This is a genomic window from Bradyrhizobium mercantei (assembly GCF_001982635.1).
GTDB lineage: Bacteria > Pseudomonadota > Alphaproteobacteria > Rhizobiales > Xanthobacteraceae > Bradyrhizobium > Bradyrhizobium mercantei.
Genome location: NZ_MKFI01000001.1, coordinates 1,157,073 through 1,177,371 on the forward strand (window position 1 = coordinate 1,157,073; position 20,299 = coordinate 1,177,371).

Annotated in this window: 24 protein-coding genes; 12 read left to right on the plus strand and 12 right to left on the minus strand. The window is 63.5% G+C overall.

Translation table 11 applies throughout. The annotated features are described in order from the left end of the window. Positions 1 to 8 precede the first annotated feature (8 nt). Entirely contained in the window at positions 9 to 167 is a 159-nt protein-coding gene (locus tag BI327_RS42605) for a hypothetical protein (RefSeq protein ID WP_167386840.1), read from the minus strand. Continuing rightward, on the minus strand, positions 164 to 625 hold the full coding sequence (locus tag BI327_RS05670) for a group III truncated hemoglobin (protein WP_076858735.1): 462 nt from the start codon (positions 623 to 625) through the stop codon (positions 164 to 166). The genes BI327_RS42605 and BI327_RS05670 overlap by 4 nt, the downstream gene beginning before the upstream one ends. Before the next feature lie 83 nt (positions 626 to 708). Here BI327_RS05670 and BI327_RS05675 point away from each other — a divergent pair, with 83 nt between their 5' ends. After that, on the plus strand, positions 709 to 1,143 hold the full coding sequence (locus BI327_RS05675) for an RrF2 family transcriptional regulator (protein WP_076858736.1): 435 nt from the start codon (positions 709 to 711) through the stop codon (positions 1,141 to 1,143). Positions 1,144 to 1,172: 29 nt separating this feature from the next. Here the strand turns inward: BI327_RS05675 and BI327_RS05680 are convergent, their stop codons facing one another. Further along, positions 1,173 to 1,895, minus strand: coding sequence for an SET domain-containing protein (locus tag BI327_RS05680; RefSeq protein WP_076858737.1), 723 nt, complete (start codon positions 1,893 to 1,895; stop codon positions 1,173 to 1,175). 165 nt (positions 1,896 to 2,060) lie between these two features. Here BI327_RS05680 and BI327_RS05685 point away from each other — a divergent pair, with 165 nt between their 5' ends. Together BI327_RS05685 and BI327_RS05690 are read left to right on the plus strand one after the other, a co-directional pair. Further along, positions 2,061 to 2,663, plus strand: a complete 603-nt coding sequence (locus BI327_RS05685; protein WP_076858738.1) for a hypothetical protein — start codon at positions 2,061 to 2,063, stop codon at positions 2,661 to 2,663. A 296-nt stretch (positions 2,664 to 2,959) separates the two neighbouring features. Continuing rightward, positions 2,960 to 6,349 (plus strand): adenylate/guanylate cyclase domain-containing protein, encoded by a 3,390-nt coding sequence (locus BI327_RS05690; protein ID WP_076858739.1) that lies wholly within the window; start codon positions 2,960 to 2,962, stop codon positions 6,347 to 6,349. 233 nt (positions 6,350 to 6,582) lie between these two features. On the opposite strand, the gene BI327_RS05695 is transcribed toward BI327_RS05690, so the two are convergent. Then, positions 6,583 to 7,308 carry a TetR/AcrR family transcriptional regulator gene (locus tag BI327_RS05695; RefSeq protein ID WP_076858740.1) on the minus strand — a complete coding sequence of 242 codons (726 nt, stop codon included), beginning with the start codon at positions 7,306 to 7,308 and terminating at the stop codon, positions 6,583 to 6,585. Between the two features lie 113 nt (positions 7,309 to 7,421). On the opposite strand from BI327_RS05695, the gene BI327_RS05700 reads away from it, so the two are divergent. From BI327_RS05700 to BI327_RS05715, 4 genes are all read left to right on the plus strand, one after another. Continuing rightward, positions 7,422 to 8,825: a carotenoid oxygenase family protein gene (locus BI327_RS05700; RefSeq protein ID WP_076858741.1), complete on the plus strand. Its 1,404-nt coding sequence runs from the start codon at positions 7,422 to 7,424 to the stop codon at positions 8,823 to 8,825. 363 nt (positions 8,826 to 9,188) lie between these two features. Next, positions 9,189 to 9,764, plus strand: coding sequence for a hypothetical protein (locus BI327_RS05705; RefSeq protein WP_076858742.1), 576 nt, complete (start codon positions 9,189 to 9,191; stop codon positions 9,762 to 9,764). Between the two features lie 54 nt (positions 9,765 to 9,818). Then, positions 9,819 to 10,367, plus strand: a complete 549-nt coding sequence (locus BI327_RS05710; protein ID WP_076859252.1) for an inner membrane-spanning protein YciB — start codon at positions 9,819 to 9,821, stop codon at positions 10,365 to 10,367. A gap of 60 nt (positions 10,368 to 10,427) precedes the next feature. Then, on the plus strand, positions 10,428 to 10,724 hold the full coding sequence (locus BI327_RS05715) for a hypothetical protein (protein ID WP_076858743.1): 297 nt from the start codon (positions 10,428 to 10,430) through the stop codon (positions 10,722 to 10,724). A gap of 36 nt (positions 10,725 to 10,760) precedes the next feature. On the opposite strand, the gene BI327_RS05720 is transcribed toward BI327_RS05715, so the two are convergent. From BI327_RS05720 to BI327_RS05730, 3 genes are all read right to left on the minus strand, one after another. Continuing rightward, positions 10,761 to 11,342, minus strand: coding sequence for a hypothetical protein (locus tag BI327_RS05720; RefSeq protein ID WP_076858744.1), 582 nt, complete (start codon positions 11,340 to 11,342; stop codon positions 10,761 to 10,763). A gap of 180 nt (positions 11,343 to 11,522) precedes the next feature. Further along, a complete protein-coding gene (locus BI327_RS05725) occupies positions 11,523 to 12,197 on the minus strand; it encodes a DUF429 domain-containing protein (RefSeq protein ID WP_076858745.1) in 675 nt (224 codons plus the stop codon). Continuing rightward, the gene (locus BI327_RS05730) at positions 12,194 to 13,849 is read right to left on the minus strand and encodes a fumarate hydratase (protein ID WP_076859254.1); all 1,656 of its coding nucleotides are present in this window, start codon (positions 13,847 to 13,849) and stop codon (positions 12,194 to 12,196) included. Before BI327_RS05730 ends, BI327_RS05725 begins: the two co-directional genes overlap by 4 nt. A 219-nt stretch (positions 13,850 to 14,068) precedes the next feature. On the opposite strand from BI327_RS05730, the gene BI327_RS05735 reads away from it, so the two are divergent. Both BI327_RS05735 and BI327_RS05740 read left to right on the plus strand, forming a co-directional pair. Beyond that, complete coding sequence (locus BI327_RS05735; RefSeq protein ID WP_076858746.1) at positions 14,069 to 14,386, plus strand: Kazal-type serine protease inhibitor family protein; 318 nt, start codon at positions 14,069 to 14,071, stop codon at positions 14,384 to 14,386. A gap of 75 nt (positions 14,387 to 14,461) precedes the next feature. Next, entirely contained in the window at positions 14,462 to 14,953 is a 492-nt protein-coding gene (locus BI327_RS05740) for a hypothetical protein (RefSeq protein WP_394329835.1), read from the plus strand. A 4-nt stretch (positions 14,954 to 14,957) separates the two neighbouring features. Here BI327_RS05740 and BI327_RS05745 read toward each other — a convergent pair whose 3' ends face one another. Then, on the minus strand, positions 14,958 to 15,398 hold the full coding sequence (locus BI327_RS05745; RefSeq protein WP_076858747.1) for an SRPBCC family protein: 441 nt from the start codon (positions 15,396 to 15,398) through the stop codon (positions 14,958 to 14,960). Continuing rightward, on the minus strand, positions 15,398 to 15,724 hold the full coding sequence (locus tag BI327_RS05750; RefSeq protein ID WP_076858748.1) for an ArsR/SmtB family transcription factor: 327 nt from the start codon (positions 15,722 to 15,724) through the stop codon (positions 15,398 to 15,400). Before BI327_RS05750 ends, BI327_RS05745 begins: the two co-directional genes overlap by 1 nt. Before the next feature lie 155 nt (positions 15,725 to 15,879). Between BI327_RS05750 and BI327_RS05755 the strand changes: the two genes are divergently transcribed. Continuing rightward, on the plus strand, positions 15,880 to 16,554 hold the full coding sequence (locus BI327_RS05755; RefSeq protein WP_076858749.1) for a methyltransferase family protein: 675 nt from the start codon (positions 15,880 to 15,882) through the stop codon (positions 16,552 to 16,554). A 9-nt stretch (positions 16,555 to 16,563) separates the two neighbouring features. Then, entirely contained in the window at positions 16,564 to 16,923 is a 360-nt protein-coding gene (locus tag BI327_RS05760; protein ID WP_076858750.1) for a GFA family protein, read from the plus strand. A gap of 115 nt (positions 16,924 to 17,038) precedes the next feature. Here the strand turns inward: BI327_RS05760 and BI327_RS05765 are convergent, their stop codons facing one another. Continuing rightward, complete coding sequence (locus tag BI327_RS05765) at positions 17,039 to 17,746, minus strand: glutathione S-transferase (protein WP_076858751.1); 708 nt, start codon at positions 17,744 to 17,746, stop codon at positions 17,039 to 17,041. 154 nt (positions 17,747 to 17,900) lie between these two features. On the opposite strand from BI327_RS05765, the gene BI327_RS05770 reads away from it, so the two are divergent. Continuing rightward, a complete protein-coding gene (locus tag BI327_RS05770) occupies positions 17,901 to 18,308 on the plus strand; it encodes a DUF3606 domain-containing protein (protein ID WP_076858752.1) in 408 nt (135 codons plus the stop codon). Positions 18,309 to 18,464: 156 nt separating this feature from the next. Here BI327_RS05770 and BI327_RS05775 read toward each other — a convergent pair whose 3' ends face one another. Continuing rightward, positions 18,465 to 19,139 (minus strand): lectin, encoded by a 675-nt coding sequence (locus BI327_RS05775; RefSeq protein ID WP_076858753.1) that lies wholly within the window; start codon positions 19,137 to 19,139, stop codon positions 18,465 to 18,467. Positions 19,140 to 19,289: 150 nt separating this feature from the next. After that, positions 19,290 to 20,252: a Tim44 domain-containing protein gene (locus BI327_RS05780; RefSeq protein WP_076858754.1), complete on the minus strand. Its 963-nt coding sequence runs from the start codon at positions 20,250 to 20,252 to the stop codon at positions 19,290 to 19,292. Between the last annotated feature and the right edge of the window lie 47 nt (positions 20,253 to 20,299).

The following is a 20,299-nucleotide window of genomic DNA, read 5'->3' on the forward strand; positions in this document are numbered from 1 at the left end:
CTCTTCAGTCAGCTCAGCGCCACTGCGACAATCATGCCCGCAAAGGTCAGCGCCAGACCGATGATCAGCATCGGCACGAGGCTGCTGCCGGAAAACGGATCGGCCTGATCCTGTTGAAACCACGCGCTGTCGATGGCACGCGCGATCGCCTTCGCCCTGTTCCTCATTGCACTGCTCCTGCTTCGCTTCGCCTGTAACGCTCGCCGACCGCCAGCATCACGCCCTGCCCGCTGGCGACGCCCATCTCGAGGCTCGAGGCAATGCGGCGCGCGCGCTCGATGAAATGAACCTCCGCAACCGGCGGGCACAGCTCCTGCGCGGTCGCCGCGAACAGTTCGAGCCAGCGGTCGAAGTGCGCGGCATCGATCGGCAGCGGCATATGCTTGACCATCGGCGTGCCGTGATAGCGCCCGGTCATCAGCGCGACCGAGGACCAGAACGCGCACATCTGGGCGAGATGCGGCTCCCAATCGCTGATCCTGGCCTCGAACACCGGCCCGATCATCGGGTCGTTGCGGACCTTGGCGTAGAAGCCGTGCACCAGCTGCGCGATCATGGCCTCGGTGATCCCGGTCCGCGCGACGATCTCGGCGGTGATCTGCTCGCGGCGCTCTGCTCCTGTCATCGCTCATATCCTAAATATGCATTTCAAATACCTATTTAGACTGCTATAGCTGAGCCGCCAAGTGCTGATTTCGAAGGGCTTCCATGCGCCTGACTTCGTTCACGGATTTTGCGCTCCGCGCGCTGATGCGGCTGGCCGGCGAGCCGGACCGGTCGTTCGCCACCAGCGAGATCGCGGCCGAATTCGGCATTTCCCGCAATCACCTCGCCAAGGTGGTGCGCGACCTCGCCGAGGCCGGCTTCATCGCGACCCAGCGTGGTGTTGGCGGCGGGTTTTCGCTGGCGCGGCCGGCGGAGACCATCACCCTCGGGCAAGTGGTGCGTGCGCTGGAAGGCGGCAGCGCGCTGGTCGAATGTTTCAGGGATGATGGCGGCGATTGCGTGCTGCTGCCACGCTGCCGGTTGAAGGCGAGGCTAGCCGCGGCGCGCGAGGCCTTCATGCGCGAACTCGACGGAACCACGCTCGCCGAATGCGCCTACCTGCCGCGTCCCGCACGCCATCCAGCGCGCGCGTCTTGATGATCGCCGAACAGGATCGGTCTGGGAAATCAGGCCTGCAGCACGCGCGCAGCGCTGCGCTTCGAGGGGGCCGCCCGCCTGCCGGATAGACCCGTCAGGCTGTGGCCGTTGAGGTGCTTGCCGTTCAACGCCTTGTCGTTCAACGCCTTGCCGTTCAGAGTCTTGCCATTCAGGGTCTCGCCGCTGGCGAGCTTGCCGTTTGCCGTGGCAGCCTTCTTCGCCTTGGCCTTCCTCTGCTTGGCGCGCTGCTCGGCGACTTTCTCGGCCTCGCGCTTGGCTTTCCGCTCGGCCTTCTCCTTCAGCCGCAGCTTCTCCGCCCTCGCCTCCGCGCGCTTCTTCTTGCGCTTCTTCTCGCAGGCATCGCACTTGCAGCCGATCGGCTTCAGATAGGCTTTGAAATAGTCGGTTCCGTAGTCGTAGTTGATCTCGTCGCCCGGCTCGATGTCCTTGATGGCGCGGATGAACACCTTGCGCTTGCGCGGCTTGACGTCGGATTCCGCGTTCGGCCGGCAGGCGTGGTTGATGTAGCGGGCGACGTTCTCGCGGATCGAGCCGTCGATGGTCCAGCGGTTGGTGAGCTCGAACAGATATTTGTTCTCGATCGCGTCCTCATCCTTCTTCTTCGAGTCGAGCAGCGGCCCGAAATAGCGGATGATCTTGGTGCCTTTCTTGATCGGCTTGGTGGCGAAAAGGCCGAGGCCGGTACGGGAACGGCCGACGCGATAGGGCTTGTGCGATAATGATGTGGGCATGTCGATCGAGGCTACGGCACGCTGGGTGCACGCGACAGAAGTTGCGAAGTCGCCCTTCTAGGACGATTCCGCGCGCCTGTCAGGTGTTTCCCGCGTGTCTATTGAACCTTCCCCAGATTGCATATGTCAGACACAAAGTAACGTCCGGATCGCAGGTTTCCCCCGATGAAATACCTTGCTTTTGCAACAATCGTTATGGCGCTTGCCGGCGCAAATCCTGGTCAGGCCGGCGCCGAGACGATCAGCAGCAGCTACACCTCGACCGCACCGAAGGCCTGCCGCACGATCGGCAAGCCCAACGAGGAGGACGGCGGCACCACGCGGGTCTGCCCGGGAAAATCCGGCCTTGTGGTGCTGATCAACGAGGGCGATCTGCGCGAAGTGGTCTCGGTCGGCCGAAACCAGGCGGCCGCAGCCAGGGAACCGGCGGCGCAGGCCTGGTTCGGCCCGTTCAGTTCGACCGGCGATACCGTCGAATGGCGTGCAGCCGGCAGCAAACCGTTCGCAATCATCCAGCGCTGGCAGATCGCCGACAACAGCGAGCAGGACAAACGCGGCAGCCCGGTCTCGCGGACGATGCTCGCGGTGACGCGGCTGCCGCCGGGTGATGTCTGTCATGTCGCCTATGTCGACGTCGCCGCCAATCCCAACGCCAACGCGCTGGCGCGGCAGGCCGCCGACGACTTCGCCCGCGATTTCAAATGCGGCACGGACCAGGTGAAGACGATCGGCCAGAGCGGTCGCACCACGGCACTGACGAAACGCTAGGTAGAGCAAGATGAGTTTGGACCGAATCGGTTCGACCACACACGAGGTATGGTGATATCCCAAATTTAGGCCAGTTTTGACCTGACGGCCATCGCGCGATATTTCGGATATTCGGAATATCTAGTTTCGTCGCTATCAACGGATGTTATCGTTTTTCCAAATGACAGTGAGAGCCTATGCTCACCGGTTTCTCGTGGTTGAATTGGTTAGGCAGATTGGCTTTCCGGCAATCTATTTCTTTCGGGAGCAAGCCGAAGCTGGAGGCTTGATGTCTCAGGCGGAGCAGGAGCGCCACCATGGATGTCGGAGATTGGCTGCGAGGCCTCGGTCTCGAACGGTATGAGGTGGCATTCCGCGAGAATGAGATCGATGAGCGAGTTCTACCGAGCCTTACGCAGGAGGACTTGAAAGAACTTGGCGTTGGCCCTGTCGGCCACCGCCGGTTACTCCTTGAAGCTATTGCCGCGCTGCGCACCGACGCGACTGGCAACCCGCCCTCCGCCGACCGGGCGAACACTCCCGATGCTCTTGACCTCCCTCCCGAGGACCGCGCTGAACGTCGCCAAGTCACTGTGATGTTTTCAGACTTGGTCGGATCAACGGCGCTGTCGGCGCGCATGGACCCAGAGGATATGCGGGAAATCATCACCGCCTATCAGGGTGTCGTGGCAGAAACCATAGGTCGTTTCGAAGGCTTCGTTGCAAAGTACATGGGCGACGGGGTGCTTGTGTATTTCGGCTACCCTCACGCCCACGAGGACGACGCCGAGCGGGCCTTGCGTGCGGGGCTGGAATTGGTGGCTGCCGTAAGTGGTCTGAAGACCAACGCTCCGCTAAAAACGCGGGTTGGGATTGCCACTGGACTGGTGGTCGTCGGCGATTTAGTCGGGTCGGGCGCCTCTCAGGAGCAAGCAATCGTCGGCGATACACCGAACCTCGCGGCGCGCCTGCAGGGCGTTGCCGTGCCGAACAGCGTAGTGATTGCCGAGAGTACGCGCAAGCTCGTGGGCAGCTTGTTCGAGCTTGAAGACCTTGGGCCAAAGGAACTCAAGGGTATCACTGGGCCTACCCGAGCATGGGCGGCACTGCGAGCGGCTTCCGTCGAAGGCCGTTTCGAAGCCATGCACGCAAGCGGCGTCACTGACCTCATTGGACGGGAGGAAGAACTCGACTTGCTGCTGCGACGCTGGTCGAAAGCCAAATCAGGCGAGGGACAGGTGGTGTTGCTCTCCGGCGAGGCCGGCATCGGCAAGTCTCGACTGACGGCCGCACTGCTTGAACGTGTGGCTACCGAGCCGCATACGCGCTTGCGCTATTTCTGCTCGCCGCAGCACACACACACCGCCTTTCATCCACTCATCGGCCAGTTCGAACGTGCCGCTGGATTTGCGCATGGCGACTCACCACATTCAAAGCTCGACAAGCTCGATGCGCTGCTGGCGCGGACCTCAACGTCGAAGCAGGACGCAGCACTATTGGGCGAGATGTTGTCGCTTCCCAACGATAGACGCTATCCCATGCTGGAGCTTGCTCCCCAACAGCGCCGACAGAAGACGCTGGAGGCACTCAGTCTGCAACTGGAAACTCTGGCGCGCTTCAACCCGGTGATGATGATTTTTGAGGATGCGCACTGGGCCGACCCCACGAGCCTGGAGGCGTTCGGTCGCACCGTGGACCGGATCGTGACGCTTCCGGTGCTCTTGATTGTGACGTTTCGGCCGGAGTTTGAGGCGCCCTGGGTGGGACAGCCTCACGTAACGACGCTTGCCCTCAACAGGCTGGGACATCGTGACATCGGCAGCATGATTGACCGCGTCATCGGCAACAGCTTGCTCCCGGCAAACATCAGACAAGACATCATCGAGCGCACTGACGGCATTCCATTGTTCGTCGAGGAGATGACAAAGGCGGTGCTTGAGGCCAGGAGCGAGCCAGAAGCGATGCAGATTGCGGCCGCAGTTCCCTCGTTGGCGCCGGCGGTGCCTGCGAGCCTGCATGCTTCCCTGATGGCGCGGCTGGACCGGCTCGGCTCCGCCGCAAAGGAGGTGGCACAGATCGGGGCGGCGATCGGTCGTGAGTTCTCTCATGGGCTGTTGGCGGCCGTGGTGAACAAGCCGGAGGAGGAACTCGCCTCGTCGCTCGACCGTCTGAACCGAGCCGGCTTGCTTTTCCGCAAGGACGTGCCGCCGCATGCGACCTACTTGTTCAAGCACGCCCTGGTGCGAGACGCCGCCTATGGCACCTTGCTGCGCCAGCCGAGACGGGCACTGCACGCTCGTATCGCCGAACGTCTCAACAGCGAGTTCCGTGACATTGCCGAGAACCAGCCGGAGATACTCGCGCGTCACTACACTGAGGCGGGGTTGATCGAAAAAGCCGCCAACCTTTGGGGCAAGGCGGGTTACCGTTCACTGGAGCGCTCGGCGCTCGTGGAAGGAGTAGCGCAGCTAACCCGCGCACTTGATCAGATCGCAGGCTTACCCGGGACGGCGGCGCTGCGCCAAGAGCAAATCAGGCTTCAGGTCGCGCTCGTAACCCCGCTCCTCCATGTGAAAGGCTATGCCGCACCGGAGACCAAGGCGGCGGCGGAACGCGCTCGTCTTTTGATCGAACAGGCTGAAGCACTCGGCAACCCTCCCGAAGACCCACTCATGTTGTTTTCGGCTCTCTACGGGGTGTGGACCGCGAACTATGTGGCATCCAATTGCCATGCCATGCGAGAGCTTTCGGCGGAGTTTCTCGCCCTCGCCGAGAAGCAGGGGACCACGGCTGCGCTCCTGATCGCAAATCGAATCGTAGGAATTTCCTTGGCTTGTACAGGTGATATCGCAGAAGGACGATCACACCTTGATCAGGCGCTTAGGCTTTATGATCCTGACGAGCATCGTTCGCTGGCGGCGCGTTTTGGCGTAGACAGCAGGGTCTCGGTATTGTCGTATCGGTCATGGGCTCTTTGGTTTCTAGGCTATCCGGCGGCGGCCATTGAAGACGCGCACCACGCGATCAAGGATGCGCGTGAGATTGGTCAGGCTGCCACGCTGATTTACGCGTTGGGGCATGCGACGTTCACCTATCTTCATTGCGGAAGCTTCACGAAAGCTAGCGAGGCCATTGATGAACTCGGCGCGCTCGTTGATGAAACAGGTTCTCTCCATTGGAAGCCGCACGAAACGATGAGTCGAGGCTGGCTTTTCGCCGTGACCGGTAAGCCTTCCGATGCAATCCAAATGATTGCCTCTGGGATCACCGCCTACCGATCCACTGGAGCGGAAGTGTGGGTTTCTTTTTACCTGTCATGTCTCGCGAGAGCCCATGCCGAACTTGATCAGCTCAGCGACGCGTCTCACTGCAGCGGGGAAGCCTTCGACGCGGTGAGCGCAACCAATGAACGATGGTGGGAGCCCGAGGTTCACCGCAGTGCAGGGGAAATAGCACTCAGAACTCCGCAGCCAGACGTCGGGAGGGCTGAGGCCTCTTTCAACCTTGCGCTCGGGATTGCCCGATCACAGCAGGCAAAATCGTGGGAGCTACGCGCGGCCATGAGCATGGCGCGGCTCTGGCGCAATCAAGGGAGACGGCAACAAGCTCGCGAACTGCTTGCTCCAGTCTACGGCTGGTTCACCGAGGGGTTTGACACGGTGGATTTGAAACAGGCCAAGGCTCTGCTCGCCGATTTGACGACTTGAACGACTTCCGCACCTAGCCCATCACTAACCTGCATTTCTGATCGCAATGTACTTCCGTTGCCAATGACAACTGTTTTCCGACAAGCATGCCGCGATGAGAAAGCATGACGGATTCGATTTTCCGGATACCCGATTCTCGTGGCAATGGTCGTCACGTCAAAACTGGCCTAAATTTGGGATATCACTATACCCCCTCCCCATCGGGGAGAGGTGAAACTGGCTGTTGATCTAGCTCAACCTAACGGCGGCTGCCGGCGCGCGTTCAACCGCAGCATCGCGGTCAACAGCGTCTCTACCGATGTGCCCTCGGGCGCGCGATCCAGAATCGTCTTGAGGCGTCCGTCGAGCATCAGCATGGTGAAGCCATGCACCAGCGACCAGGCGGACGCGATCGCGGCGGCCTGGTCCAACGTCAGCTGCTCCTTGGAGATCTGCTCGTGCCGGCTGGCCCCGACGCCGCGGGTCAGCCCTGCGAACGAAGCTTCGGATGCCTCGTGCAGCGACGGCCGCGAATGATCGAGCCGCTCGCTGCGGAACATCAGCCCATACATGCCGGGATGCGCCTGCGCATAGGCGACATAGGCCTTGGCGCTCGCCACGCCCTTTTCGGGCGGCGTCGCCGCTGAAGCGTCCGCCGCGGCCATCGCCTGGCCGAATTGCCGGAAACCGATCGCCGCGAGTTCGCTGAGCAATCCGGTCAGATCGCCGAAATGATGCGTGGGCGCGGCGTGCGACACGCCGGCCTCGCGCGCGACCGCACGCAAGGTCAGTCCGGCCAGACCGTCACGCTCGAGCACGCGCTCGGCCGCCTTGAGCAGCGCCTCGTGCAGATCGCCGTGATGATACGGCGCGTCATTGGTCCGGCGCCGCGGTGCCGGACGATCGGTTGCTCGCGCAACCCGGCGGGTCGGAGCCCGTGCAGGGCGAGCCGCCTTGTTTTCCTTGGATAATCTTGCCATCCGGCTGTTATATGTCGCAATTTTTACACTGTAAAGATTTTGCTTGACGATCGAAGGCGTGATCTCTACTGATATCTTTACGATGTAAAGATCATAATGCAGGGAGACGCGGAATGCTCGACCAGGTCACCTCCAACACGGCGCGGACCAATCTGGCGCCGATCCCGTTTGAAGCCGATGCGCCGTTCCTGAAAGTGTCAGGGGAATTGCCGCGCGAGCTGAACGGCACGCTCTACCGCAACGGCCCCAATCCGCAGTTCGAGGTGCCGGGCGCGCACTGGTTCGTCGGCGACGGCATGCTGCATGCCTTTCATCTCGAGAACGGCCGCGCCAGCTACCGCAACCGCTGGGTCCGCACCGCGAAGTGGCAGGCCGAGCACGACGCCGGCCGCGCGCTGTTCGGCGGCTTCGGCCGCAAGCTGCCGGACGCGCCGGAGACGATCACGACCGATGGCTGCGTCGCCAACACCAACATCATCTACCATGGCGGCAAGCTGCTCGCGCTGGTCGAGAGCCATTTGCCGACCGAGATCGAACCCGGCACGCTCAATCGCCTCGGCTATTGCGACTACAAGGGCGCGATCTCCGGTCCCTTCTCCGCGCATCCCAAGATCGACCCGGTCACCGGCGAGATGGTGTTCTTCGGCTACAACGCCGCAGGTCCGCTGACGCCGGCGCTGTCGTACGGAGCGGTGAGTGCGTCCGGCGTGGTGACGCGGTTCGAACGTTTCGAGGCGCCCTATGCCAGCATGGTGCACGACTTCATCGTCACCGAGAACCATGTGCTGTTTCCGATCCTGCCGATCACTGGCAGCATGCAGCGCGCGATGCGCGGCCAGGCGCCCTATGCCTGGGAGCCGGAGAAAGGCGCCTATGTCGGCGTGATGAAGCGCAGCGGCTCGTCGAAGGATATTGTCTGGTTCCGCGCCGAGACCTGCTATGTCTTCCATGTCATGAACGCGTGGGAAGAAGGCAACCGGATCATCGCGGATGTGATGCAGTTCGAGGAAGCGCCGCTGTTCGACCATCCCGACGGCTCGCCGACCGATCCGAAGAAGAACCGCGCGCGCTACTGCCGCTGGACCTTCGACCTTGCCGGCAACACCGACCGCTTTACGCAGACCTATCTCGACGACCTCACCGGCGAATTCCCCCGCGTCGACGATCGCCGCGCCGGACGTGCCAGCAATCACGGCTGGTACGCCTGCGCCAACCCCGACCTGCCGATGTTCGGTGCGCTGTCCGGCATCGTGCATGTCGACGGCCGTGGCAAGCGGCTCGGCCACTATCTCCTGCCCGCCGGCGACACGATCTCCGAGCCGGTCTTTGTCGAGCGCAGTCCTGACGCCGCGGAAGGCGACGGCTGGCTGCTCGCCGTGGTCTGGCGCGCGCGCGAAAACCGCAGCGACCTCGCCGTCTTCAACGCGCAGGATGTCGAGGCGGGCCCGGCGGCGCTGGTGCATCTCGGCCACCGAGTGCCGGATGGCTTCCACGGCAATTGGGTGGGCGCGGAGTAGCAGCCTATCGCCGTTTGCTCCCATTCGGTCGAAGTGTCTCCACACCGTCATGCCCGGCCCCGTGGCCGCCTTCGCTAAAGCTTCGGCGAGCCCGGGACACAGCCCGGCGAAGCCTTGGCGTAGCCGGCTGCCGGGCATCCACGTCTTTGTCGCCGGTTGCACGAAAGCCGTGGATGGCCGGGACAAGCCCGGCCATGACGCAGCAAGAACCAAAGCAACGCCAAACCGGCATATCAATCTGAAAACACTTACCTTTTCATTCGCGCATCACGATTCTGACACTGTAAAGATTTCGCTTGACGCCTCTCCTGCCCGCCTCTAGGGTATCTTTACGGTGTAAAGATTAGCCCTTTGAGGCTCCCAATGACGATCTTCCTGATCCTCGCTCCCTACGGCGCCTTCGCCACGCTGATGCTGCTGACCTCGGCCACGGTGAGCCTGCTCTGCGCCGCGCTGATCTGCCTTGCCGTCATCGCGTTCGATATCGCGCGCGGCCGCAGCATCAAGATCCTCGGCCTCGGCTCGGTGATCGTGTTTACCGCGGTCGGCTTCTATCTCACCTTCGTCGATGCGACGCCGAGCAGCATCGCGGTGAAGATCGCCGTCGATGCCGGCATCCTCGCAGTGTCGTTCGGCTCGATGCTGATAGGACATCCCTTCACGCGGCAATATGCGCTCGAGCAAGTCGATGCCGAGATTGCGAAGCAGCCGGGCTTCCTCCATGCCAACTATCTGATCACCGGAGCCTGGACTGCGGCGACGCTGTTGATGCTGATCGGCAACATCGCGGTGCTCTACGTGCCGGCCCTGCCGCTCTGGACCGGCCTCTTGATCGCCTTCGCCGCACGCAACGCCGCGGTCGGCTTCACCCGCTGGTATCCGCAATATCGCGCGGCCAAGTACGGCACGCCGCCGGCCGGCGCGCTGCCCTCACGCTAGATGCTGCCGCAACTGCTTCACAACGATCATCACGAGGAAACGGACACCACGACGATGAAGAGCGTATTTGCCAGGCTCGCGAGCGACTTCCTCTCCACCATCGTATTCCTGGTGGTCTATCTCGTCACCGACAACGTCCTGATCGCCACTGGCGTTGCGATCGCGGGTGCGATCGCGCAAGTGGTCTATGCGCGCATCAAGGGACAGGCGCTCGGCTACATGACCTGGGCGAGCCTTGGGCTGGTGATCGTGCTGGGCGGCGCGACGCTTCTCACCAACGATCCGCGCTTCGTGCTGGCGAAGCCCGCGATTGGTCACATCGCGATCGGCGCGATCATGCTCAAACGCGGCTGGATGCTGCGCTATCTGCCGCCGATCGTGACCGAGACCATTCCGGAATACGCCACCCTCGCCGGCTACGCCTGGGCCGGGCTGATGTTCATCCTCGCCGCCGGCACGGTCGCGGCGACCGGCGACATGAAGCTGTGGGCGTTCTACGTGTCGGTGGTGCTCGTCGGCGCCAAGATCGCCGCCTTCGCGATCCAGTATGTCGCGTTCCGCTTCCTGATCGGAAACCGGCTGCGCGCCGCAGCCGCGAACTAGGCGTGCGCGGCAAGATGAGCTATACCCGCGCTCGCTCTAAATAACCGAGGGGATACATCAATGGCGGTGGACGGAAACTGGAATCTCACGATGACGACGCCGATGGGCGAGCGCAAGGCGACGCTGTCGCTTTCGAGCTCGGGCGGCACGCTCACCGGCACGCAGGGCGCCGAGGGCAACTCCACCGAAATTTTCGACGGCTCCGTGAACGGCGACGACGTCGCCTGGAAGGTTTCCATCACCAACCCGATGCCGCTGACGCTCGAATTCACCGGCAAGGTCGCCGGCGACGGCATCTCCGGCGAGATGGGCATCGGCCCGATGGGCAGCTTTCCCTTCACCGGCACGCGGGCGTAACGCCGGCCGAACACGCAGGCCGGCGTTATCGCACACTCAGCGACGCACGCCGGCCGGCTCGTTGCGATAGGTCCTCTGCACGACATCGCGTTCAAGCTCGGCGGCTGCCGCGGCGGCCTGATCCGCAGAGGCACGGATGTTGCCGAGGTTCGCCACCGCGGCCGAGGCCATCGCGGCATGAAGGCGCGACATCTCGAACGGCCGGTGCTCCAGCGTCGACGAGACACGCTCCTGCATCGCGGCAAGGTACAAGTCCCGCGTCTTGGGGTTATCGTCGAGGTTCTTGGCGTAGTTCTGGGTACGCCCCTGCGCGCCCTCCAGCTTCAGCTTGACGCGCGTGGAGTCCTTGTCCTCGGCGCTGAGCTGGGCGGTATAGCGGAATAATTCCTCGCCCTTCCTGCGCACGATCCAGACCACTTCGGTATCGCCGTTGTTGCGGACCCCGACGTCGAGCGCCTGGCTCCCGAACACCAGAGGCGGCAGCTCGGCCTTCGCGAGCTGCTGGCGTGCCTGCGCTATCGGCACGCGATAAACAAAGCCGTCGCCGGGCGACAGGGTGAAGTACAAATAGACCACCACGCAGGCCACGAGAAATACACCGAACGAAAAAGGCTTCATCGACAATCTCCCTCACGATGCGGCGCAGGGTCGGCGACAAACCTTAAGGGTCCTTGGCGGAAATCGGTTGCTTTCTTCGCGCACCACAACCAGGCGCGCGGCAGAACGTCGCAGTCGCCGGGTCGTGGTTAATGCAAGCGATACAGGCCGGGGCGCCGGGCGTGACGTTGTCACACTGGATTAGAACCAGATCCGCATCGGCACACCGCACGCGTCGCGTGGTGACGTCCGATCGGGAACGCAGCCGTGAGGTTCGTGCGCGGCAAGTGCCACGGCGCAGGCATCGAGCACGTCGTCGCGCTTCGCGCCGGTGCCGATCCGCGCCTCGGTGAGCCAGCGATCGATCTCGCAAAAGCCCGAGCGCCTGAGCAGCCTGCATCGGAGCGCATCGCCCTCCTCCGATTTCTTGCGCGGCAGCGGCGTGCCGCCGTTCAGCCGCAGGAACACCAGTTCGGGATGCACCTCGCGAATATCGCGCGCAGCGTTGGCGCGGGCGAACGCGTCGACCTCCATGATCTTGGTGCCGAGGTGCCAGAGCTGCCGCGAGACGCGGGTCTGGCCGCGGCGCTGCGCTTCCTCGTTCGCCTGATCGGGATCGCCAAACTCCTGCCACAGCCAGCGCCGCGCGCCGGTGAAGACACGCGAGGTGTGCGGACGCAGCCGCTCGCGGGCCAGACGATCGCAATCGCGCTCGCCGTCATCGGTCATGCCGATCGGAATATCGATCCCGGCACGATCGAACGGACGCGACAGCGCGTCCGCAATGTCGCTGTGAAAGGAAATCGTACGCCGGTCGCCGTCGATGGTGACGGCGACCCAGCCCTTGGAGAATCCGTCGAGGCCTGTCGCCCTCAACCCAGATTCAATTCCTTGAAGAAGTCGTTGCCCTTGTCATCGATGATGATGAAGGCCGGGAAGTCGACCACCTCGATGCGCCAGATCGCTTCCATGCCGAGCTCGGGATACTCGACCACCTCGACCTTCTTGATGCAGTGCTCGGCGAGGTTCGCCGCAGCACCACCGATCGAGCCGAGATAGAAGCCGCCATGCTTCTTGCAGGCCTCGCGCACCGCGACCGCGCGGTTGCCCTTGGCGACCATCACCATCGAGCCGCCGGCGGCCTGGAACTGGTCGACGAAGGAATCCATGCGGCCTGCGGTGGTCGGGCCGAACGCGCCGGAGGCGTAGCCGTCGGGTGTCTTGGCGGGACCGGCGTAGTACACCGGGTGGTTCTTGAAATAATCCGGCAGCGGCTCGCCCTTCTCCAGCCGCTCGCGCAGCTTGGCGTGCGCGGAGTCGCGCGCGACGATCATGGTGCCGGTCATCGAGACGCGGGTCTTGATCGGGTATTGCGACATCGTCGCGAGGATTTCCTTCATCGGCTTGTTGAGGTCGATCTTGACAACCTCGCCACCGAGCGACTGCTCGACCGCGGGCAGGTACTGCGCCGGATTGTGCTCGAGCTCCTCGAGATAGACGCCGTCCTTGGTGATCTTGCCGAGCACCTGGCGATCGGCCGAGCAGGACACGCCGAGCCCGATCGGCAGCGAGGCGCCATGGCGCGGCATGCGGATCACGCGGACGTCGTGGCAGAAATACTTGCCGCCGAACTGCGCGCCCACACCGAGCGACTGCGTCATCTTGAGGATTTCCTGCTCCATCTCGAGATCGCGGAACGCATTGCCGTCAGGCGAGCCGTGGGTCGGCAGCGCATCGAGATAGCGCGCTGAGGCGAGCTTCACGGTCTTCATGCAGAGCTCGGCCGAGGTGCCGCCGATCACGATCGCGAGGTGATACGGCGGGCACGCCGCGGTGCCGAGCGTCAGCACCTTCTCCTTCAGGAACGCCAGCAACCGGTCCTTGGTCAGCACCGAGGGCGTTGCCTGGAACAGGAAGCTCTTGTTGGCACTTCCACCGCCCTTGGCCATGAACATGAACTTGTAGGCGTCGTCGCCCTCGGCGTAGATCTCGCACTGCGCCGGCATGTTGTTGGCGGTGTTCTTCTCCTCATACATCGACAGCGGCGCCACCTGCGAGTAGCGCAGATTGCGGCGCAGATAGGCGTCGCGCGCGCCTTCGGAGAGCGCGGCCTCGTCGTCGCCGTCGGTGATGACGTTGCAGCCCTTCTTGCCCATGATGATCGCGGTGCCGGTGTCCTGGCACATCGGCAGCACGCCGCCGGCGGCGATGTTGGCGTTCTTCAGGAAGTCGAAGGCGACGAACTTGTCGTTGTCGCTGGCTTCCTTGTCCTCGAGGATCGAGCGCAGCTGCTTCAGATGCCCCGGCCGCAGATAGTGGTTGATGTCGCCGAAGGCGGCTTCGGAGAGCGCCCGAAGCGCCTCGCGCGACACCACCAGCATGTCCTTGCCCAGCACCTTCTCGACCCGGACGCCCTCGCTCGTCACCTTCTTGTAGGGCGTGGTGTCGGCACCCAACGGGAACAAGGGCGTGTGCTTGTAGGGCGGAACGGGCTTCTGCTGGTCGGGAAAGGCTGAGGGGGCGTTCATGAGCTGCTCGTCGGTTTCGAAAGGCCGGTCCGGCCGCGAGGCCGCCGGCAATGTAGAGCCGTTCTAAGCCTTTTTCGGACAAAGGAAAGGGAAGCCGGCCGCCTTCCAGCCATGCGCCGGACCGGCAATCCACGTGCTAGGTTTCATCCCGCCGTAATCTCGGGTGCCACAACGCCGAGCAGCTCGGAAAACCGCCAAGGAAGCCATCAGGAGCCCTTCATGAAATCAGCGCTTTTCATCCCGTTTACGGCGCTGGCCTTGTTGATCGCGCTCCCGAGTGGCGCCGATGCGGCTCGTCTCGGCAGGCCGTGCGGCGGCCTTGGCGGCCTGCAATGCAGCCGCGGCGGCCAGTTCTGCCAGTTCAAACAAGGGCAATGCGGCCGCGCCGATCAGACCGGCACCTGCGCGTTCCAGCCGACAATCTGCAACAAGATCTTCAAGCCGGTGTGCGGCTGCGACGGCAAGACCTACGGCAACGACTGCGAGCGCCGCGCCGCCGGCGCCTCCAAGGCGCAGGACGGAAAGTGCGCATCCTGACGGGCGGGCGATATTGACGCGCTGCGCGGGAGCCTGCATGTAGCTTCGCGTATTTTCATACCGCGGGGGTATTTCGTGACAGCACCGTTGCGCCGACGTTTGCCTTTCGGCATCCGCTCCACTCTGCCGGCTGCGCTGATCGCGCTGGCGACCGCCTTGACGGCCGCGCCCGCTCATGCCGATCCCTGCGTGGACATCGCCAAGCAGCTCGCCGGCCAGATCGACGGGCTGAAGGTCAACTTCAGCGCCGCCAACATCACATACCTCACACATCCGGCCGCGAAGGAATTGTCGCTCGGCTGCCGCGGCAAGGACTATTCGATCGAGCTCTATGCCAAGACCGATCGCAAGATGAAGCCGGAGTTCTTCAACCTGGTCGGCTCCGCCACGGCATTGATCTTCACCGTGCCGAAGGACGACGCCGTGACCGGCACCTCGCGCTGCCTGAAGCGCATGGGCATCCTGCGCGGCAACACCATCACGATGCGCTATCGCCGCCTCAATCTGGAATGCACGCGCAACAGGACCGACGCCTCAATCACGGTTCGTCGCGGCAACAACGAGTGAGCCGTCAAGCTTCCGCGGTGACCCGCCCGATCGCGTCGACGATCTTGCCCCATCCCGGGCTCATCATGTCGAATGCAAAGCGGTTGCCCGGGAATACGAAGCCGTCATGCACCATGCGGACGAGCGTGCCGCCCTCGACCGGCGTCAGCGTCCAGGTGACAACGGAATCGAGCTTGGAGCCGTAGTCCGGATTGGTGTCGGCTCCGCCCTTCCAAGAGTAGCGCAGCAAACGCGGCGGATCGCAATCCAGCACCTGACAGTGCACGACGCCGTCCCAATCGCCCATCGGCTTGGTGCGAAAATTGAACCGATGGCCGACGGCGGCAACGAAATCGTTCGGCATCAGCCATTTCATCAGCAAGTCGCTCGTGGTCAGCGTCCGCCAGATCCTGTCGGCGGCATAGGGCAGCACCTTCTCGACCGTGATCGCGTGCGTCTCACCCATCACTCACTCTCCTTCAACAATTTCTCGAGATTGGCGAAGCGCTCGGCCCAGAACGTCTCGTAGTGGCCGAGCCAGTCGATCAGCGGGCCGAGCCCCTTCGGCGCGACGCGGTAGTGGATGTGCCGGCCCTCGCGCCGCTCGGCGACGAGCCCGGCATCGCGCAGCGCGCGCAGATGCTGCGACACCGCCGGCTGCGACACCTTCGAGCCCTGCACCAGCCCGGTTGCGGCGATCTCGCCTTCGCGGATGATCCGCTCGAACACCGCGCGCCGCGTCGGGTCTGCGAGGGTCTTGAGCACATTGGTCAGCTGCATGGCGGCGGTCATGACAATATATAAGCAATTACTTATACGATTGTCAATGCAGATGCGATGCGGCCGCGACGCAGGAACACCTCACCCGCTCCGAAAGTTGATGATCGCGGCCGCATGCTTGCTGGAAAAACAGTGCGATAATCCCCGTCGGAATCACGGAGCCGCCCATGATCGCAAAGCTCCTTCTGCAAAACACCTTCTTCGTCCTCGCCATGGCCGCGCTGCTGTTTGCCTTCGCCGGCACGCTGCACTGGCCCGGCGCGTGGGCCTATCTGATCGCCTCGGCGCTGATCGGCCCGGCCTGCGGACTGTGGCTCGCCAAGGTCGATCCCGGCCTCTTGGCCGAGCGCATGCGTCTCACCGCGCGCGAGGGCCAGCCGCCCGAAGACAAGCGCTTCATGCTGGTGTTCCTGGTCATTGCCGTGCTGTGGTTCGTCGCGATGGGCCTCGATCGCCGCTTCGGCGGTGCCAACGCGGGCGTGGCGCTGATCGTGCTCGGCCTTGTGCTGTATCTGGTCTCGACCGTGCTGATCCTGTGGGTGTTCCGCACCAATTCGTTCGCGGCGCCCGTTGTGAAGGTGCAGACCGAGCGCGATCATCACGTGATCTCGAGTGGTCCCTACGCGCTGGTGCGCCATCCGATGTATTCGAGCGTGATGCTGTTCTTCATCGCCGTGCCGCTGATGCTCGGCTCCTGGTGGGGCCTTGCCTTCGTGCCGGTGTTCTTTGCGATGTTTGCGTTCCGCACCGGGATCGAGGAGCGCACGCTGGTGGCGGGATTGTCAGGCTATGCCGATTATGCCGCGCGGGTGCGCTATCGCCTCGTGCCGGGATTGTGGTGAGGAACCATCATGGCTGAGAGCAAGACCTATACCGGCGGCTGCCATTGCGGCCAGGTCCGCTTCGAATGCACCACCGACATGGCGATGGTGACGGCCTGCAACTGTTCGATCTGCACCAAGAAGGGCCTGCACTTCGTGTTCATGCCGCCAATGAGCTTCCAGCTTCGCGCCGGCGCCGAGAACCTGAGGGAATATCTGTTCAACCGCCATGCGATCCGCCACCAGCTCTGCGTCGACTGCGGCGTCGACGTATTCGCACGCGGCAAGAAGCCCGACGGCACCGACATCGTGGCGCTCAATGTCAGCTGCATCGACGGCATCGATCTATCGAAGATCACGATGACGCCGGTGGACGGGAAGAGCCGGTAGCGCTCTCCCTTCGTCATGCCCGGGCTTGCCCCGGGCATCCATCATCTGGAGTCAAAGACATGGATGGCCGGGTCGAGCCCGGCCATGACGAGGCAACGAGCCCGAGCACCGGCGCCTACAAATCCAGCGCCTTGTAGCGCCGGAAGATCCCCTCCTCGTTGAACGGAATCCGCCGTTCGCTTGCCAGATACGCCTTGATGTTCGGCCGCTCGGCGATGCGATCGCGCAGCGCGATCAGGCGGGGCACCTTCTTCTCGAACGCGGCCATGCGCTTCGGAAAGGCGTAGCGCAGGCCTTCCACGATCTGGAACAGCGACAGGTCGACGTAGGTTAGCCTGCGTCCAGTGACGAAGGTGCCGCCATTCGCCGCGACCAGATCCTCGAAATAGCCGAGATATTTCGGCACCCGCGACGCCCAGAACTCCTCGGTGCGCTTCTTCGCCGGTGCCTTCTGGTCCTCGTAATACAGCGACGGGCCGAGCGGATGATGGGTGTCGTGAATCTCCAGCACGAAATCCGCGATCGTTAGCTGAAGCTGGTGCACCCAGAGCTTTCCAGCCTCCGCCTTCGGCGCCAGGCCGTGGCGGGCGCCGAGATAGAGCAGGATGTTGGCGGTCTGCCCGATCACGAGACTGCCGGCCTTGAGGAACGGCGGCGCAAATGGCGGCGTGCCCTTGTGCGCGTCCATCATCTTCATCATGGCGCCGGTGCCGCCCTTGCCGCGCGCAACGTCCGTGTATCCAGCGCCGGCATCCTCGAGCGCGAGGCGGACATATTCGCCGCGGCCCTGGATCATTGGCCAGTAGTAAAGCTGATAGTGCATGCACTTACCTCCGAAAACTCCGCAAGCGTCGTCGCTCTTCACCGCGATCGTAGCCGCGCCGCGGTCAGATCGTCCATCGCGCACCGGCCGCCTGTCCGAACCGCGCAGGGACTGCTAAGGTTCCAGCGTCGAATCTTCGATGAAGGATCATCTTATGGCGGAAAATAAGAAGAAGCGGGGCGCACAGGATCGCGCCCTGATCGCGTTGAGCGAGTCCTACGAAGTTGCGTACTGGTCCAAGAAGTTCAAGGTCACGCCGGCGAAGCTGAAAGCCGCCGTCAAGAAGGTCGGGCATTCCGCCAAGAAGGTGGAAGCCTATTTCAAGGAGCAGCGGCACAAGGCCGCCGACCGCGCACGGATCGCGATCAGCCAACCCTACGAAGTCCGTTACTGGTCGACAAAGTTCAAGGTGACGCCTGCCCGGCTCAAGACGGCGGTCGCCGCCGTCGGACATTCCTCGAAGAAGGTCGAGGCCTATTTCGCGGCCAAGAAGAAGGCCGCGAAGAAAAAGAAGACGGGCAAGAAGGCGGTCGAGAAGACCGTCAAGCGCAAGAAGAGCTAAGCGCGCGCCCCCCGTCATTGCGAGCGGAGCGAAGCAATCCATTTTTCCGCATATGCGGCGCGATGGATTGCTTCGTCGCTTAAGCGCAAAATTGCTTTGCAATTTTGTCGTGAGCTCCTCGCAATGACGAGGCAGATGCGTGCTCCGCGCTCCCCCTCAGTTCGCCGCGAAGCAATACAGCAAGCCGTCGCCGCCGGTGCTCTTCAGATCGGCCTGCGAGCAGCCGCCATCCGGGCCGCGCGAGGGATGCGACATGTTCCAGGATTTTGACGGCTCGTCGTCGCGCAGGCCCTTGCGGTCGAAATGCCCGACCATGGCGGCGCCCTGCGTGCTGCTCGTCCAGTTCTTGCACGTGCGGTCCTCACCGGCCGCAAACGCCGTCCCGTCCGCCTGCGATCCCGTCAGGATGTCGTGACGGTTCGGCGTGTCGCCGGCACCGTTGACGACCTCGCCCTTCTCGGACAGAGCGGTCTGCTTGGTGAGATTGTTGCCGGCGCTGTGCAGATCGGCGACGTCCTTGGCGACCACGACGCCCTTCACGTTCTTCCACGGCCCGTTGCCGATCCGATCGCGCGCATTCACCGCGGGCTTGCCGTCGGCCGCCTGGGTCGAGAGATAGGCACGCCACGTCTTCGGCGCGCCGAAGCCCGCGGCCTGCGCCAGGGTCTGGCAATGATTGTCGGCGCCGGCGAGCCCGCCGAGATTGCCGCCATTGCCGATGCCGTTGCTGGTCACGAAGAAGCTGGTGTCGGCGGTCTGCGCCGCAGCGGGCGCGGTCATCACCACGAATGCAAGACAGGCGGGAACCGCGAACTGCGCAACGATCTTCATCTCATCCTCCCGATGGTTGTTATGGTCCGCTGACATCAACCCGCGGCGTGTCCGGATATTCCGGCGCGACGCCGTGCCAATGCAGCGCGCAAAACAAAGGCGCCGCGGACCAGGCCGCGGCGCCTTGTAACACTCATATCAGGCAATCGATCAGTTGGTCTGCTGGATCGCCGAGAGCTCCCAATTGCCGCCGCGCTGGCGCACGAAGGTCCAGACCTCGGTGACCTCCTCCGGCTGTCCGTTGCCGCTGACCACGCGGCCGGTGCCGCGCTCGAGCATGGTGTCGACCAGCGAGTAGCGCATCGCGACCGTCGCGTATTCGCTGTCGCCTTCGCGCCAGGCCTCCGCCAGATCGCCCTGCAAGAGCTTTACATTGGTCACCTTGTTGGTGACGTTGCGCGCCTTGTTCTCCTCAAGATCCCTAGAGAAGTACGACACCATCTCAGGCGTCGCGAGCGTGTGCAGCTTCGCGATGTCCTCGTTGGACCACGCGGTCTGGATGTCGCCGAGCAGCCGCTCGAACGTCTCGTAGTCGCCAGGCGCGATCTCGACCGGCGCGTTCGATCCGCCGCCGAGGCCAAAGCCGAAGCCCGAGCGGGCGTTCGCCTGCGGGCCGGGGCCGACGTCGGGGCCACCCGCATAGGCGGCGGCCGGTGCATTGCGGCGCTGCCACCACGACATCGCGAGCCGGACCACGAGCACGATCAGGCCGATCTGCAGCAGCAGGCCGAGCATCGACGACAGGCCGCCGAGACCCGAGAACAGGCCGCCGCCGAACAGCATGCCGAACAGGCCGGCGCCAAGGAAGCCCGCGGCCAGGCCGCCGAGCAGACCACGGCCCATGCCGCCGCGGCCGAACAGGCCGCCGGAATTCGCCGCCGCCGGCGAGCCCATGTTCGGGCTACCAGGCTGGCTGAAGGTACGGTTCATCGGCGCAACCGAGCCCGGCGCGGTGCTGGTCGAGGGCGGCGCCGAGAATGTTCGCGAGCCGCGCGAGCCGCCACCGCCAACGCGGGCGTCGGCCGCCGAAACGGTCATCATCACGGGCAGCGCCAGCGCCATCGCGACGGCGATCGCCCGAACAATTCCACGCGTGCGTTGCGAGAAATTCATGTTGGTTTCCTCAAAGGATTCCCCGGCATGGGGAAACGCCGCTAAGA

Bases quoted from the DNA above. Each gene is read 5' to 3' on its own strand.
- BI327_RS05750 (WP_076858748.1), bottom strand. From the start codon at position 15,724: ATGACCGCCGCCATGCAGCTGACCAATGTGCTCAAGACCCTCGCAGAC.
- BI327_RS05735 (WP_076858746.1), top strand. From the start codon at position 14,069: ATGAAATCAGCGCTTTTCATCCCGTTTACGGCGCTGGCCTTGTTGATC.
- BI327_RS05710 (WP_076859252.1), top strand. From the start codon at position 9,819: ATGAAGAGCGTATTTGCCAGGCTCGCGAGCGACTTCCTCTCCACCATC.
- BI327_RS05700 (WP_076858741.1), top strand. From the start codon at position 7,422: ATGCTCGACCAGGTCACCTCCAACACGGCGCGGACCAATCTGGCGCCG.
- BI327_RS05775 (WP_076858753.1), bottom strand. From the start codon at position 19,139: ATGAAGATCGTTGCGCAGTTCGCGGTTCCCGCCTGTCTTGCATTCGTG.
- BI327_RS05705 (WP_076858742.1), top strand. From the start codon at position 9,189: ATGACGATCTTCCTGATCCTCGCTCCCTACGGCGCCTTCGCCACGCTG.
- BI327_RS05720 (WP_076858744.1), bottom strand. From the start codon at position 11,342: ATGAAGCCTTTTTCGTTCGGTGTATTTCTCGTGGCCTGCGTGGTGGTC.
- BI327_RS05760 (WP_076858750.1), top strand. From the start codon at position 16,564: ATGGCTGAGAGCAAGACCTATACCGGCGGCTGCCATTGCGGCCAGGTC.
- BI327_RS05745 (WP_076858747.1), bottom strand. From the start codon at position 15,398: ATGGGTGAGACGCACGCGATCACGGTCGAGAAGGTGCTGCCCTATGCC.
- BI327_RS05715 (WP_076858743.1), top strand. From the start codon at position 10,428: ATGGCGGTGGACGGAAACTGGAATCTCACGATGACGACGCCGATGGGC.
- BI327_RS05770 (WP_076858752.1), top strand. From the start codon at position 17,901: ATGGCGGAAAATAAGAAGAAGCGGGGCGCACAGGATCGCGCCCTGATC.
- BI327_RS05670 (WP_076858735.1), bottom strand. From the start codon at position 625: ATGACAGGAGCAGAGCGCCGCGAGCAGATCACCGCCGAGATCGTCGCG.
- BI327_RS05675 (WP_076858736.1), top strand. From the start codon at position 709: ATGCGCCTGACTTCGTTCACGGATTTTGCGCTCCGCGCGCTGATGCGG.
- BI327_RS05730 (WP_076859254.1), bottom strand. From the start codon at position 13,849: ATGAACGCCCCCTCAGCCTTTCCCGACCAGCAGAAGCCCGTTCCGCCC.
- BI327_RS05695 (WP_076858740.1), bottom strand. From the start codon at position 7,308: ATGGCAAGATTATCCAAGGAAAACAAGGCGGCTCGCCCTGCACGGGCT.
- BI327_RS05765 (WP_076858751.1), bottom strand. From the start codon at position 17,746: ATGCACTATCAGCTTTACTACTGGCCAATGATCCAGGGCCGCGGCGAA.
- BI327_RS05755 (WP_076858749.1), top strand. From the start codon at position 15,880: ATGATCGCAAAGCTCCTTCTGCAAAACACCTTCTTCGTCCTCGCCATG.
- BI327_RS05685 (WP_076858738.1), top strand. From the start codon at position 2,061: ATGAAATACCTTGCTTTTGCAACAATCGTTATGGCGCTTGCCGGCGCA.
- BI327_RS05680 (WP_076858737.1), bottom strand. From the start codon at position 1,895: ATGCCCACATCATTATCGCACAAGCCCTATCGCGTCGGCCGTTCCCGT.
- BI327_RS42605 (WP_167386840.1), bottom strand. From the start codon at position 167: ATGAGGAACAGGGCGAAGGCGATCGCGCGTGCCATCGACAGCGCGTGG.
- BI327_RS05690 (WP_076858739.1), top strand. From the start codon at position 2,960: ATGGATGTCGGAGATTGGCTGCGAGGCCTCGGTCTCGAACGGTATGAG.
- BI327_RS05780 (WP_076858754.1), bottom strand. From the start codon at position 20,252: ATGAATTTCTCGCAACGCACGCGTGGAATTGTTCGGGCGATCGCCGTC.